The organism is Sulfitobacter sp. HI0129 (assembly GCF_001635395.1).
Lineage (GTDB): Bacteria > Pseudomonadota > Alphaproteobacteria > Rhodobacterales > Rhodobacteraceae > Sulfitobacter.
Map to the genome: position 1 here is coordinate 1 of NZ_LWGH01000266.1, position 14,278 is coordinate 14,278.

The 14,278-nt window shown below is 56.4% G+C and carries 13 protein-coding genes; 10 read left to right on the top strand and 3 right to left on the bottom strand.

The window, feature by feature from the left end; genetic code table 11:
- The 3 genes from A3764_RS05430 to A3764_RS05440 form a co-directional block, all read right to left on the bottom strand.
- On the bottom strand, positions 1–767 hold a 767-nt coding region (locus A3764_RS05430; protein ID WP_067951298.1), incomplete at its 3' end, for a nucleotidyl transferase AbiEii/AbiGii toxin family protein.
- A 13-nt stretch (positions 768–780) separates the two neighbouring features.
- The gene (locus A3764_RS05435; protein WP_067267153.1) at positions 781–1,395 is read right to left on the bottom strand and encodes a type IV toxin-antitoxin system AbiEi family antitoxin domain-containing protein; all 615 of its coding nucleotides are present in this window, start codon (positions 1,393–1,395) and stop codon (positions 781–783) included.
- Positions 1,396–1,786: 391 nt separating this feature from the next.
- Positions 1,787–2,125: a hypothetical protein gene (locus tag A3764_RS05440; protein WP_067267155.1), complete on the bottom strand. Its 339-nt coding sequence runs from the start codon at positions 2,123–2,125 to the stop codon at positions 1,787–1,789.
- A 488-nt stretch (positions 2,126–2,613) separates the two neighbouring features.
- Here A3764_RS05440 and A3764_RS05445 point away from each other — a divergent pair, with 488 nt between their 5' ends.
- The 10 genes from A3764_RS05445 to A3764_RS05485 all read left to right on the top strand — a co-directional run.
- Positions 2,614–3,300 (top strand): ArdC family protein, encoded by a 687-nt coding sequence (locus A3764_RS05445; protein WP_231886405.1) that lies wholly within the window; start codon positions 2,614–2,616, stop codon positions 3,298–3,300.
- 99 nt (positions 3,301–3,399) lie between these two features.
- Complete coding sequence (locus A3764_RS05450) at positions 3,400–4,647, top strand: tyrosine-type recombinase/integrase (RefSeq protein ID WP_197470969.1); 1,248 nt, start codon at positions 3,400–3,402, stop codon at positions 4,645–4,647.
- The gene (locus A3764_RS25640; RefSeq protein WP_197470970.1) at positions 4,644–4,835 is read left to right on the top strand and encodes a hypothetical protein; all 192 of its coding nucleotides are present in this window, start codon (positions 4,644–4,646) and stop codon (positions 4,833–4,835) included. Before A3764_RS05450 ends, A3764_RS25640 begins: the two co-directional genes overlap by 4 nt.
- 195 nt (positions 4,836–5,030) lie before the next feature.
- Entirely contained in the window at positions 5,031–5,588 is a 558-nt protein-coding gene (locus A3764_RS25645; RefSeq protein ID WP_197470971.1) for a tyrosine-type recombinase/integrase, read from the top strand.
- The gene (locus tag A3764_RS05460) at positions 5,585–6,583 is read left to right on the top strand and encodes a tyrosine-type recombinase/integrase (protein WP_102856250.1); all 999 of its coding nucleotides are present in this window, start codon (positions 5,585–5,587) and stop codon (positions 6,581–6,583) included. The genes A3764_RS25645 and A3764_RS05460 overlap by 4 nt, the downstream gene beginning before the upstream one ends.
- 11 nt (positions 6,584–6,594) lie before the next feature.
- Complete coding sequence (locus A3764_RS26225; protein ID WP_150120818.1) at positions 6,595–6,978, top strand: zincin-like metallopeptidase domain-containing protein; 384 nt, start codon at positions 6,595–6,597, stop codon at positions 6,976–6,978.
- A gap of 335 nt (positions 6,979–7,313) precedes the next feature.
- Complete coding sequence (locus A3764_RS05470) at positions 7,314–8,951, top strand: helicase-related protein (RefSeq protein ID WP_231886406.1); 1,638 nt, start codon at positions 7,314–7,316, stop codon at positions 8,949–8,951.
- A 115-nt stretch (positions 8,952–9,066) separates the two neighbouring features.
- Positions 9,067–11,244, top strand: a complete 2,178-nt coding sequence (locus A3764_RS05475; protein ID WP_067267159.1) for a hypothetical protein — start codon at positions 9,067–9,069, stop codon at positions 11,242–11,244.
- A gap of 84 nt (positions 11,245–11,328) precedes the next feature.
- A complete protein-coding gene (locus tag A3764_RS05480) occupies positions 11,329–12,510 on the top strand; it encodes a metallophosphoesterase family protein (RefSeq protein WP_067267161.1) in 1,182 nt (393 codons plus the stop codon).
- A partial coding sequence (locus A3764_RS05485; RefSeq protein WP_150122081.1) for an AAA family ATPase occupies positions 12,507–14,278 on the top strand: 1,772 nt, incomplete at its 3' end. The genes A3764_RS05480 and A3764_RS05485, both read left to right, overlap by 4 nt.

Sequence of the window (14,278 nt, forward strand, 5' to 3'; positions counted from 1 at the left end):
GGGTCGAAGGAAACGTCTCGACTGAAAGCCGCCCACTGGCGCTGCTTGGCTTCGTCTTTACTGAACGCGGCCGTCAACGCATCTGGGGTCTCTGTCGGAACGGCCGTATCGCGCCGTTCAAATGTCGCCGCGATTGCGCGGCCGAGTTGCGCTTCGTCAAACTCGAATGATCGGCTGAGCAACCAGACGTCATAATAGTCCTTGATCCTCGTATTGGTGAGGCCGAGGGCCACCATCGCCTGGAATTTCTCCGCGACGACGGTTTCGCGCGCATACCCCCGGAGCGGCGCAGTCGGCATGTCGAGTAGTCCAGGCAGATCAAGAATCTGTGGTTCGGGCTCCATGGCATCGCCAAACCCGACATCGACGCTGATCGAAACCCGGGCACCACCAACATTAGCGGTGGTCTTGATCCGCAGCCCTCCATACTCGGTGTCTTCGCGGATACGTCCAATCTGCGCACCGTCGGCGTCAAATTGGACGCCGTCCGGTGCGTCCCCTGCGAAGATGTCTTTGAAAACGCCAAGAACGGCGCCTGGGTCAGGATCTCCGTGGCCCAGTAGATCGACATCACGGGTGCCGCGAAAGGGTTCGTCGAACCAAGCCATCAACAAAACAGCACCTTTGAGAACAAAACGTTCGGCATGCGCAGACTTTGCTAAGCGATAGAGCAAGCGCTCATTGGCATAGCGTGTGAGGACAAGCTGATAGCTTTGTTCGCTGTCTTTGCTGATCTTGAGCAGCCGCGAGCGAACCGACGCGCCCATATTCTTGATCTCTCTAACCATTCGCCGTGAGCGCCTCGAGATACGGGCGGACGATTGTGGAGACGCCGCCGCTGGCCGCCGAGCGTGCAATCTCTGCCGGAGTAGCCTTCCGCTGTCTCAGCGCCTCCTGAAGCCCCTCCAGAGCAACCGATTGACCAACCGACCGCCTATGCCGAAAGCAATCGGCGATGGTTTTGGCGACACCGAAGACCTTGACCGGGACGCCTTCAATCGATGTCATCTTGACGTCTTGGGCCAGGAGAGTGTCCGTGAACCGAACGATGCGCAGCGCTGGCTCATCCTGCGGGGACCAATCGTTCTTGCCGATTGCTATCCAGACGGACCGAGGCAGTTGATCGGTGAGCTCGTGAAACGCGAGCGCGGATGTAAGGCAGACAACACCTTTGGGAAGACGCTTCGCCGCTTCGGCAAGGCTGTGATTGGCATCCAGCGGTGCATCCGGTAGTTGATATAGTCCTCGCGCCAGACGAATTACCTCGCCATCGTCCCGCATCCGGCCGATGGTCGCAGCCGTGATGCCCGCTGACTTGAATTCAGACAGCCGGACGATGCCCCTCTCCCAGAGCATCTCTTTTGCTTGTTCACGCTGTGTTTTGCGCCCTGGCATTGATATCAAACCACCGATCTCTGGATCTATGTTCTGAGGTTTAGTATCACAGCCACAGCTTCCGGTAAAGTCAGTCCGGTGGTCGAAAGCGCAAACTTACATAGGAGTTCAGAACACGCTCTTGATCCAAACCAGCCCCGTCTCAGGAAACCTCAGCTGTCTACGCACGCTCACGACGCCATTCGGAAATCCGCAGAGCCACCCCTGCAGAATGACCTCATCCGGGAGTCCCTGACGAGCTCGTTGTGCAGGATCAAAACCAAGGCCCGCCCGCGCAGCAGTAAAATCTATGGGATGGGGCCGCCCCTTTCGCTGGAGATTGAAGACGAACGCGACCGGGAGAAGGATCAGGAAGTCGAGAAGGATCGTGATATCGACCGCGATTCGGGCCTCAGTCACTGACGAGACGATGAAAGGTCGTTTCCCCGTTCTTCATGGGAATGCTCGCCTGAGAGAATCCAACACCAATCAAAAACGAGATCACGCCGGTTGCCGTCTTGAATTCGCGCACCCTAATCGCATTTTGCGTCACGCGCGTCCTGGCAGTGACAAGGATTTTCGCCTGCCCATCACTCCCAACCGTCCGCATGATCCACAGGCCGTACCAGCTTGGTCCCTTGCGTTCAGGATCGGCTTTGCACAGCACTTCGACCGTGTGTCCCTCCTCAGCAAGTGCCCGAAGGCCTTGTTCGGTGGTGACGTTTAGTTCGAGGTCAATCGTCTGGTTCATCGCGCATACCAACAGAAACAATGATGGTCGTCTTGTGCCGGAATCTAACGAAGGCATCAATCGTATATTATCGAATTAGGTATGGCTCTATAGTGGTCAGTGGTCCCGGCAGTGTGCCGGTCTCGCTGTGTGCGATAGACAGGGCAGGGGATCGACGGGCTGACGCCCGCTCACCCCAACCCTGACAGTTTCCAAATCCTGTTGATCCGCCTGCCATCCTGGCAGGGCCGAGAAAACCGGCAAGCGCCGCCGTTGGCGTCGGTTCCGGTCGAGAATTCCGGTTCCTCCCACGCGCAGGCGCGCGGTTCCCTCCCAAATTCACGCCCTCCACCCGGTTGTCACGGCCCCGCCAGGCCGCAGGACGGGCTTTGCCCTTACCTCCTCTGCCCTTCGGAATGCATGGGCATTCCAAAGACCAGAACAGGAAGGCCCGCCCATTGGCGGAAAGGGCGATAGACCCAGACCGCGTCACTCAAGGAGGGTCACAAATGACCAAAGAGAAATTTGACGTTTATTCCCATGTCACAAATCAGATCATCACGCAGATCGAGGCGGGAACACCGCCCTGGCGCAAGCCATGGACCGGCGGCGGGGCATCGGTCAGCTTGCCGGAACGGTTCAACGGCGAAGCCTATCGAGGCATCAATATCCTGATGCTTTGGGCGACCGCGATGGCCAAGGACTATACCTCTGCCCGCTGGATGACGTTCAATCAGGCCAAGCAGCTTGGGGGCCGTGTCGGCAAGGGCGAGAAATCCGCAACCGTGGTGAAATACGGCACCGTCGAGCGTGAGGACGAGAACGGCGAGGAACGCCAGATCCCCTATGCCAAGGCCTACCGTGTGTTCAACGCCGATCAGATCGAGGGCCTGCCCACTGAATTCTATATCCAGCCTGATCCGCCCCGTGATCTTGGCACTGTGGCCGACCCCGAGTTGGAGGCGTTCTTTGCCGCGAGTGGCGCGCAGATCGACGTGACCGAGGAGCCGCGCGCCTATTACAACATCAAGACCGACCGCATTCACATGCCGCCGATTGGCACCTTTCACAGGGCCGCAGGGTATTACGGCACCTTGGCGCATGAGCTGACCCATAATGCCGCGCTCCGGTTTATGCCGCGCTTGTTCAGGCGAAGTCTTGTTTCCTGCGGTTTTTGTCGTTTTCCGGCTGCATAAGACTGTAGTTCAGAACCGCCATGTGAGCGTGGCGAACTGCGCAATTGGGGCCGGCGATCTGCCATAGGTGCAACCTTCAACCAAAAGAAGGAAACACTCATGGAAAACGATACGCACCCAGATCAAACGACGAGGCGGAAACTGAAAGCTGGCAGCCATGCCGATCGCTTTGCCCTACAGATCGAGGCGGAGGGATACGGCCTCCGTTCCATCGCCAATTACAGAACCACAGCCGAGGCGCTTTGGGCGGCGATGCTGGAGGCAGACGTCTGTCCCACTGAGCTGACCGATGATCGTGTGGACCATCTGGCGACGTCGATCATCAGTGCGGCTTCTGCGAGAGACCAAAAGCACTGTCGGTACCGCATCAATCGGTTCAGGGATTATCTCATTGAAAATGCAGGCGCACCGCCGCGCTCAGAACCGCCGCTCGACATGTCACCGAGGGCCTGCCTGAAACGGGAATACGAAACCTATCTTCGCAGTCAGCGCGGCTTGTCTGAGGACACAATTTATCACTGCCTACGGTTCTTTGATCGGTTCCTGACTGCGAAGTTCGGCTCTGGCCTGGGTGACTTGAACACCATCAAGCCAGACGACATCACTGGGTTCATACTTTGGTTGCGCAAGGAACAAAACGCGCCGCGGGACAAGACAGGCCCATCGCATCTTCGCAACCTCTTCCAGTTCCTGTTCTGGAGCGGAAAGACTGAGCGCAACTTGAGCAATGCTGTGCCGAAAGCCAGGCAGCCCAAACCGACCGGCATCCCGAGGTATCTGGAGCCGGAACAGGTCAACCGGCTCATTGAGGTGGTGCGCGACCACCAGAAAACGGGTCGGCGCAACTATGCAATGCTGATGCTGATCGCCCGTCTCGGTCTTCGTGCGCCGGAAGTGACAGCGATCGAACTGGATGACATCGACTGGCGCGCTGGAGAAATCCTGATCCGCGGCAAGAGGCAGTTGCACGATCGGATGCCGATGTCGGCGGAGGTTGGTGAGGCGATTGTCGATTACATCGAGAATGAGCGCCGGGGCCCGGACCGCGCGCTGTTCGTGTCGGTGAAACCGCCCTTCAAGAGGTTCAAGGACGCGCAAATCCTGCGATGGATATTGCGAGACGCCTATGACGCGACCGGCATTAGCCCGCCACAAGCCTATATAGGCACCCACATTCTGCGGCACAGCCTGGCCACCGACATGCTGCGAAAGGGTGCTTCGCTTGCTGAGATCGGGGACGTGCTGCGTCACCGATCTGCAATGACCACAACCATCTATGCGCAATACGATGTGGCTGCCCTGCGCTCGATCTCGCGCCCCTGGCCAACTTCGGGAGACGCCCAATGAAGACGCTGTCCCAACGACTTGATGAATATCTGGCCCTTCGGCGTTCGATGGGGTTTGACCTCTCCTTTGAGGAACGGGTCCTGCGCAAGTTCACGACTTATGCCGGTGAAAACGGGTTCAATCGGATCTCGACGCCCTTGTTCCTCGATTGGAAGGCAAACTACGGCAGCGCGGACAACAACACTTAGTCTCATCGCCTTGGTATGGTGCGCCGGTTCGCCTTTTGGCTTGCGGAGCACGACAATCGGACCGAGGTCCCGTCCAGCCAGCTTGTCACAGGCCGATACCGAAGGCGTGTCCCCTACATCTATGCGCCCAGTCAGATCGCGGATCTTGTCGTTGAAGCCGGTCGACTGCCGTCACCTTATGGCCTCCGTGCCGCATTGTGGCAGACCCTGTTCGGCTTGATCGCGGTGACGGGGATGCGCGTGAACGAAGCTTTGTCTTTGGATCAGCATGACGTCGATCTGGAACGCGCTATCCTAACGCTCAGAAACACCAAGAATGGCAAGGATCGACAGCTTCCCGTCAACGAGGATACCGCTCATTGGCTTGTTCGATATGCCGAGCTGCGGGATCGTCTGGTTCCGCAGCAATCATCCCGGTTCTTCATCAAAGAGGATGGCGAACCGGCGGGAGATTGCGGGGCACGCTACAACTTCGCGCAGGTCAGCAGAAACATCGGCCTTCGGTCACCACAAGCCTTCAACCGCCACGGACATGGGCCACGCATCCATGATTTGCGGCACACATTTGCCGTTCACACCATCCTGGACTGGTTCCGGGATGGCCGGGACATCGAAACTGAAATGTACAAGCTCAGCACCTATCTCGGCCATTCCGAGCCCAAGCACACGTTCTGGTACATCGAGGCCGTGCCCGAGCTGATGCAGTTAGCCGCGGCGCGGGCCGAACGGCGGGTTTTGGAGGACGCATCATGATCGCAACCTATCCATTGCCCGTCTATGTGCAGCGGTTCTTCACCGAGCGGCTGTTGACCCAGATGCAGGCCAGTCCAAACACGATTGCCAGCTATCGCGACACCTTCCGGCTCTTGCTGAGATACGCCGAGGCGCAGACAAGGCTGCCGCCGACTGAGCTACATGTGGCTCACATTGACGCCGACATCATCGGTCGGTTCCTGACCTTCTGCGAGGAGGAACGAGGTAACAGCGCGCGAAGCCGGAACACTCGCCTCGCGGCCATTCGCTCGTTCTTCAAATACGTCGCGGGCTGTGAGCCCCAGCTCCTGCACCATTGCCAGAAGGTGCTGGCGATGCCGTCCAAGCGGCACGAAAAACGCGTCGTGGACTTCCTGACCCGTGACGAGATGGAGGCCTTGCTGAAGGCACCTGACCAGACGACCTGGTTTGGGCGGCGCGACCGCGTTCTGCTTCTCACAATGCTCCAAACCGGCTTGCGTGTATCGGAGGTGATCGGCCTTCGCGTTGGCGATGTCGAGCTTGGCACCGGAGCGCACCTCAGATGCGTGGGCAAGGGTCGAAAAGAACGCGCAACGCCGCTTCGGACAGACAGTCGGTTTGCATTGAAGGCATGGCTTGCGCAGTGCCGGACTGAGCCCAGCGATCCCCTGTTCGCAACCATCCGTGGCAGGCCGCTCAGCAGAGATGCGGTTGAGCGAATTGTTCGGAAACATGCGGCAACCGCCGCCTCGACCAGCTCGACGTTCAGACTGAAGCGCGTCACACCCCATGTCTTGCGCCACACCGCTGCAATGCAGCTTCTACAGAGCGGTGTGGACCGAACGATTATCGCCCTTTGGCTGGGCCATGAATCGATTGAGACGACACAGGTCTACATCCACGCCGATATCGAACTGAAAGAAAAGGCGATGGCTCTGACAAAGCCGGTTGACCAGACGGGTGGACGATATCGACCGGGTGACGAACTCCTGGCATTCCTCGAAGCGCTCTGAATTATGCCGATATGCTGCGCCGATCTAACCGCAACGCAACAGGTTGTAAGGGTCGGCGCGGCATAAACCGGAGCGCGGCATTATGCCCCTTATGCCGACATCGGCATAAGGCCCACTGGACAGGCGCAACAAAGCGGCTGGACCGCTTGGGCCGGTTCAACGACCGAAAGGCCTACGCGTTCGAGGAGCTGGTCGCGGAAATCGGAAACTGCATGCTTTGCGCGCAGATCGGGGTGGAGCCTGAATTCGACCAGAGCGCGGCCTATGTCGAAGGATGGCTTGAAGCGATGAAAGAAGACAGCCGCGCGATTTTCCGGGCAGCGTCAGAGGCGCAGAAAGCCGTGGATTACATCATGGACCGCACTGTGCAGGCCGAGCGGATGGCCGCCGAGTAACAGCCCGCACCGCCGAGAGGATCGAGGCCCCCATCAGCAGGTGGGGGCCTTTTGCGTTGTGGCGTGATCGAGGTGATGGACGGTTTCAGGGTGACCTGTCGGCGGGCAACCTGAAGGCTACCCGCCGACAGGCCCGGCGCTTCGCGCCGACGGGCATGAAATGCCCGGTAGAACAGAAAGTCCTCCTTGCCGAAGCGTTACCGTAGGATCCTGCCCCGTCTGGCATACGACTTCAGGATCGGCTCAGCTCGCTCTTGGCTCGATCATATCTTGAGCCGTGATTGCGGGAAAGGTGTCTGGCCTCATTTTTTCGTCGAGTACAGATGTCTGAAAATATGAAGAATGAAAAGGATACCGGATGCGCACGAATGACCGGCAGGTCAGCTACGCTGGGCGACATGGACCTCGCCAAGGCCTATCTTCGCCCTGACGCTGCAAACGCTGTCCAGCTCATAGAAGCAGATGGCGGCGAGGCTGAATTGAGGCTCCAGCTTCGCGGCTACGTATCAGGCGATGAGGATGAAAACAGCCCATCCGCAACGGATGCCATCGCAGCCCATCTGTTCAAGCACCTTCGAGGCAGCGACAACCTCGCCTTCGCTGGGGCGAGGCAACGAGTCGAGATCTATGCAGATCGGCTGCGGGAACTCTGCGAGAGGGAACATCTGCCGCAGGAATTCTATCCTCACCACGCTAGCCTCTCCCGCGAACACCGAGACTTCGTGGAACGCCGCTTAAAGGACGCCGCAAAGCCGACAACTGCCGTCTGCACGTCGACGCTCGAGCTTGGAATCGACATCGGTGATGTGACCTGCGTGGCCCAAATCGGCGCGCCATTCAGCGTCGCCGCGTTGCGACAACGTCTCGGCCGGTCCGGCCGACGCGAGGGACAGCCAGCCGTCTTGCGGCAGTATGTCGTCGAGACTCAGTTGACGCCAGAAAGCAGCTTCGTTGATCGTCTTCGCCTTGGTTTGATCCGGTCTATCGCGATGATAGACCTGTTGCTTAAGGGGTGGTGCGAACCGCCAAGACCGCAGGCGCTTCATCTTTCGACGCTCGTCCATCAGATACTGTCGGTCATAGCACAACGTGGCGGTGCTTCTGCCAGTGTGGTCTACAGTATCCTGTGTCGCGAGGGCCCCTTTCGCAAGGTCACAACCGAAGTGTTCGCGGATGTGTTGCGTTCGATCGGTCATACCGAAACCGGTTTGATCGAACAGTCCGGAAGCGGACTGCTACTCTTGGGACCTGCAGGCGAAAAGCTGGTCGAACACTACAGCTTCTACGCAGTGTTTCAGACGCCTGAGGAATTCCGCTTGGTAGCAGAAGGGAGGGAACTTGGGACTCTGCCGATCGACAATGTTCTTGCCCCAGGGATGCTTCTGATTTTCTCTGGGCGGCGGTGGGTGGTTCAGGAAATCCATGACCGCGAGAAGGTGATAATGGTCAAGCCCGCGAAAGCGGGCGTGCCTCCCGTCTTTGGCGGTGATCCAGGTGACATTCATGACAAGGTGATTGATCGAATGTTCGCCGTGCTCGAGGGGGATGCCAGTCCGGCTTACATGGACAGTGTTTCCTTGACGATGCTGGAGGAAGCGCGTGCGCAATATCAACTGCTAGGGTTTCGGACCGAGAATATCCACTCTCTCGGTGAGCATACATCGATCATCGCAACGCGGGTCGGAACGGTGAAGACGTCGACTCTCGCGCTCGCACTCAGAAGTGAAGGGTTTTCAGTCGAGCAGCATGACGGGTTTCTTCTGGTGGAGGCCGGGGATGAAGCACCTGACCTGCAAACAGTGATTGATAGAATAGCTGCAGGCGAGCCCGTCGACATCTTCGCCGGTGCAGGAAACTTGGTTTCGGAAAAATTTCACCCATACCTGTCGCATGATTTGCTGGCTCTGGATGCAGCTTCGTCTAGACTCGCTCCCAACTTACTATCAGACTTGGCTTCTAAACTGTTTCAGTAGTTAGAAATGCCGCGTTGCGGCAGCAAGGCTTAAGTCATGTCGTCGTTAACTCTTGCGGAATGGAATGGGCCGCGTCGGCCAGATTTAGTCTTTAGGATGAAGGGTGTCAAAAAAAATGACAGTAAAGGTATCAGTCAATTTTACTAATTGCTATGGTATTGATGCGTTAGCTCACACGTTTGATTTCTCAAATAACAACATGCCCGTTCTCGTGTATGCGCCAAACGGTGTAATGAAGACTTCACTTGCCAAAACTCTGAAGCAATACGCAAATAATAAGGAGCCGGAAGATATATTTTTTCCTGAACGAGAAAGCACATTCAGGATTTTCGATGAAACAGGTGCTGCGCTTGATCGCCAATCTATATTCGTAATTGATCCCATTGATGAGAAATATCAATCGGCTAGAATTTCAACATTGCTTGCAAGCGAAGACCTAAAATCTCGATATGATCAAATTTTTGGATCAATCGCAGAAAAGAAAGACGGACTTTTAAAAAACCTTCGGAAGTCGTCTGGACTTACGAAAGATATTGACGTCTCAATTGCCGACGCGTTCAAAGTTAAGAAAGAAGATGTGTTGGTCGCGCTTGCGAGACTCGAGCGGGAAGTTCGAGAAGGTGCACATTCTGCATTCTCAGTCCTCAAATACAAGGTATTGTTCAGTGACAAGGTGATAGATCTGCTTCAAAATGCAGATGTCAAGGCGTTAATCGATGATTACACCAAAATTTATGAGCAAATATTAGATCAATCCTCATATTTTAAGAAGGGCGTCTTCAATCACAGTAATGCCGAAACGATTGCAAAAAATCTGAAGGCAAATGGATGGTTTGATGGTGGCCACTCAGTAAATCTCAATCATGATGGTGAGCGAAGCGAGATAAAGACTGACGGGGACCTGATCTCGGCAATAGAGGGTGAAAAGGATAGAATACTTAAAGATCCGAAACTGGCGGAAATGTTTCAAAAGGTGGACGGCACACTTACCACGGCCGAGCTGAGAAGCTTCCGTGACTATCTGATCGAAAACCCGTTCGTTGTCGCAGAGCTTTCGGATATTGATGCTTTGAAGCAAAAAGTCTGGATTTCGTACCTAATTGAGAATGGCCATGAGTATTTCGAACTGATCCAAGAGTATGACTCAAGCAAAGAGAAGATTAGGGCAATCATTGCAGAAGCTGAGAAGGAACAGACACAATGGGAGGCCGTGATCGCGTTGTTCAACGATCGTTTCTCCGTGCCATTCAAGGTTCAGGTGGAAAATAAAGGTGATGCAGTGCTCAATGTTTCCGCGCCACAGATTGCATTTTATGTCGATGATCGGGGAGGAGGCGCTGCACGTAAAATGGATAGGGCCATTCTGGATAGAGGTCTAAGCAATGGTGAAAAGCGTGCTCTATACATTCTGAACATCATATTTGAAGTTGAAGCCCGCAGAAAAGCGGGGATAGAGACACTTGTGGTTATAGACGATATAGCAGACTCGTTCGATTACAAGAACAAATACGCTATTGTCGAATATCTCAGCGACATGCGCGCAAACGAAGACTTCCACCTTATTATCTTGACTCACAATTACGATTTCTACCGCACGGTTCGTGGTCGTCTTGGCGTCTATGGTGAGAACAAACTTTTGAGTAATCGTCTGAATGGCGCGCTTCAACTTATTCCGGATAGCCTAAGCGATAACCCATTTTCGGGGTGGAAGAAGAATTTGGCCGACCCCGTCGTTTTGGTAGCATCAATACCATTCGTTCGAAATCTTGCCGAATATGTGGGTAACGAAGTGGTGTTCGGACAACTCACAGCCTTACTCCACGTCAAAGATCGAACAAAGACTGTGTCCGTTGGCGAGCTGTTCGGCATGTACCAATCTGTGCTTGCGGAAGGAAGTTTCGCCAACTTCAACAGTCTGAAAGGAGCGGTGTTTGATCTTTTGATGACCGCTTGTATTGAAATTTGCGAGGTCGAAGATGATAATCTTTCACTAGAGCAGAAGATTGCTCTTTCAATCGGAATCCGGCTGTTGGCCGAAGAAGTGTTGATCAGTAAGATAAATGACCCTGTGTATGTGGCGAACATCGGAAATAACCAAACTGGGAAACTGATTCGGAAGTATGAAAAATTGGGGGGCTGTGACGCGGGGGTGTTGCGCACAATCAAGCGTGTAGCTCTAATGACGCCCGAGAATATTCATCTAAATTCGTTCATGTTTGAACCAATTTTGGATATGTCGGGACACCATTTGAAGTCGCTTTTTGCCGAAACAAAGGCCTGTGTTGATGCCTAGCCGTTTTGTCACCAGACTCCTGGATGGTGGTGGTTAAATGGACACATGTTCAAAGCTTTACTTTCTCACGAAAACGGACGGGATATGATGCGCCTCCTCGTTTCAGCTGACATTCATCTTGGATCACCCATCCGATCCGTGGCGCTACGGAATCCCGACCTTGGCGACCGGCTGAAACAGGCCAGCCGCGACACCTTTGCCGAGATCATCGACCTGGCGATTTCGGAGCAGGTCGATGCTTTGGTGCTGGCGGGCGACATCTTTGACAATGGTTACCCGGATCTGAAAGCCCGGGCCTTCCTGATTTCCCAGTTGGCGCGTGCTTCCGAAGCTGGTGTGCCCACGGTGCTGATCAGGGGTAACCACGATGCGCTGTTAGATCACAAGGCGCATGGAGATTTGGGGCCGAATGTCCATGTTCTGCATAAGGGTACACCGACGGTCGAGGTCGGTGGCACGGCTTTCCATGGCCTCTCCTTTGATGCGGCACATGTGGCAAAGAGCTTTCTTCCCGATTATCCGCGACCGGTGCCGGGTAAGCGCAACGTCGGGCTGATGCATACCTCGCTTGACGGTGCTCAGGGTCATGATCCTTATGCACCCTGCGCCGAACGGGACCTGATGGCGTATGGGTACGATCTCTGGTGCCTCGGGCATATACACGCACCCTTCGAGCGTGTCGACGGACCGGTACTGGCGGTCATGCCCGGTATCCCGCAGCCACGCCATTTTGGTGAACGCAACGGTGGCACCGTGACCATTGTTTCGGTGGGCGAGGGCACGCCGGAATTCGAACGCCGCGCCATTGGTCACCTTGGCTTTTCCGAATGTGCGCTGGATTTGAGCGCCTGTGCTGACCAACAGGAGGTCTTGCGCAGCTTGCGCGACACATTGATGTCCGCGCAAGTGCCGGGAAGCGATATGGCGGTGCGACTGCACGTCACCTCGGATCGCCACGGGACAGAACTGGTGACGGAACTGGCGGTCGAAGTGCTGGATAGCATCGACGGTGTATTCCTCGACAAGGTCAAATCTGCTCCGCCGCCCCGCAAACCGGGAGCCGAGACTGACGATCTCGTTCGCCTCATGCAGGACGAACTGACCGAAGACGGCTTTCGGCAGGCCGCTCTGCAACAGCTCGAAGAACTACGCCTCGCCCTGCCATCAGAAATCATGGACGAGCTGGATGAGAGCGGGCTGGATGCACTACTGGAGGAAGCGATAGCGGAAGTTTCTCTGACGTTGCACGCGGGGGCTTTGCGATGAGGCTGAACCGGTTAGACCTGATCCGCTATGGCCGTTTCAAAGACGCCGAGATTGTATTTCCAAGGCCTGTCGAAGGCGTCCCCGATGTGACGGTGATTTTTGGTCCAAACGAGGCGGGCAAGTCCACGGCCTATCACGCCTTTCTGGAATTGCTTTTCGGGTTTAAAGGCGGGGCACATCCTTATGCCTTCAAGTTTGAGCGAAGTGATCTTTTGGTGGGGGCAGAACTTGACCTGCCCGGGCGCGGGACCATGGCTTTGCACCGTAACAGCAAGAGGACGCAATCACTGTTGGACGCGCAGGACCGCCCAATAAACGAGGCAATCCTGTCGGGTGCTTTGCACGGCCTATCGCGAGAGACTTATGAGGAACGGTTTTCGCTCAACGAGAAGGGCTTGCGCGAGGGTGGCGAACGGATCGCCGGGGCGCAGGGAGACCTTGGGCAACTTCTGCATGCGGGTCTTTCTGGCCTGACGGGCATGGCGCAAACGCTAGATGCCCTGGCGGAGCGAGCCGACAAATTTCATAAGAAACGAGGCCGGGGCAACATTCTGAAAACCGGTAGCGATCGCCTGAAAGAGATTGGCCGCGAACTGCGGGCTGATCGCCTGACGACAGAGCGAGAGCGCACCCTGCGTCATGATCGTGATCGGGCAGCAGCCGAGTTTGAGGGGGTTGATGCCGAGCTGCGGCAAACCCATCAAAGACAGGCCGCGTCAAAAGCTGCGGAGGTCTGGTATGATCGAACTGAGGAAATAGGGCAGCTTACAGAGGCCTTGGTCGATTTCCCCGAAGGCCCCAACCTCCATCCCGGCGCGGCAGAGCGCGTGGCGGGCCTTGTCGAAAAAATCGCCGCGCAGACGATCCGGATCGCGGAGGCGGAAGAAGAGATCGACAAACAAGATCAGGTCGTCGCAGACAACCCAGTCGACAAGCTGGCCCAGACGTTGACGGCAGAGTTGGAACGTCTCGATCAACTGACCATCGATGGAGCTTCGCTTATGGGACGGGCCAATACGGCGCGGGCCGATCTTGCCCGGCGTCGCGAAGATCAGGAAAAACTCAGTCGCCAAATAGACGCCGTTTTGCGGCTCCTCCAGGTGCCAGATGCGCCGGCATCGACTGTTGCCCTGGAGGCAGGCGTTCTTGAGGATCTTGCAGCTGCAGTCCAGGATTTCTTGACCGCCAGTTTTTCAAACGACGCCGCACGGGAGGCCGCCGGAGCAGCCCGCGCCCAACAGGGCGAAGCACCCGCTGAACCGCAGGACATGACAGCGCTTCGGGCCGCCTTCGATCTTTGGAAGACTGTGGCGGATCTTACCGCGTTCGAGACCGACCAAAGCCAAGCTTTGGCGCGTCTGACCAAGGTCACTGCTGGTCTGCCGGCGTCCTGGAAAGAACTGATCGCTGAGGGCCTGCCGGCGCGCGAAACGCTCGACGAAGTCGGTCGGAACTGGATGGCCCTGACCGCCGACCTTGCGTCGGCGCGCAATGACCTCGACGCCCGCGCAGCAGACCTGGCCGAGGCGCGGGCCCATCTTTGTGCGCAAGAGGCCGCGCCTGACGCCGTTGACATTGTCGTGACCGAAGAGACCCGGCGTCGGCGTGACATGGTTTGGCGGCAGCACCGGGACGATCTGACCACCGAGACCGCGGATCACTTCGAGAAAGCAATGTATGCTGATGATGGCACCCGCGCGCATTACTTGATCGGCGCAGAGGCCCGGCAGCGTCTGCTCGCGGCGCAAGGTCAGGTGCGGACCGCCGA

Coding starts and splice junctions, on each gene's coding strand:
- A3764_RS05470 (WP_231886406.1), top strand. CDS start 7,314: ATGAAGAATGAAAAGGATACCGGATGCGCACGAATGACCGGCAGGTCA.
- A3764_RS05475 (WP_067267159.1), top strand. CDS start 9,067: ATGACAGTAAAGGTATCAGTCAATTTTACTAATTGCTATGGTATTGAT.
- A3764_RS05445 (WP_231886405.1), top strand. CDS start 2,614: ATGACCAAAGAGAAATTTGACGTTTATTCCCATGTCACAAATCAGATC.
- A3764_RS05480 (WP_067267161.1), top strand. CDS start 11,329: ATGATGCGCCTCCTCGTTTCAGCTGACATTCATCTTGGATCACCCATC.
- A3764_RS05440 (WP_067267155.1), bottom strand. CDS start 2,125: ATGAACCAGACGATTGACCTCGAACTAAACGTCACCACCGAACAAGGC.
- A3764_RS05435 (WP_067267153.1), bottom strand. CDS start 1,395: ATGCCAGGGCGCAAAACACAGCGTGAACAAGCAAAAGAGATGCTCTGG.
- A3764_RS26225 (WP_150120818.1), top strand. CDS start 6,595: ATGCTGCGCCGATCTAACCGCAACGCAACAGGTTGTAAGGGTCGGCGC.
- A3764_RS05460 (WP_102856250.1), top strand. CDS start 5,585: ATGATCGCAACCTATCCATTGCCCGTCTATGTGCAGCGGTTCTTCACC.
- A3764_RS05450 (WP_197470969.1), top strand. CDS start 3,400: ATGGAAAACGATACGCACCCAGATCAAACGACGAGGCGGAAACTGAAA.
- A3764_RS25640 (WP_197470970.1), top strand. CDS start 4,644: ATGAAGACGCTGTCCCAACGACTTGATGAATATCTGGCCCTTCGGCGT.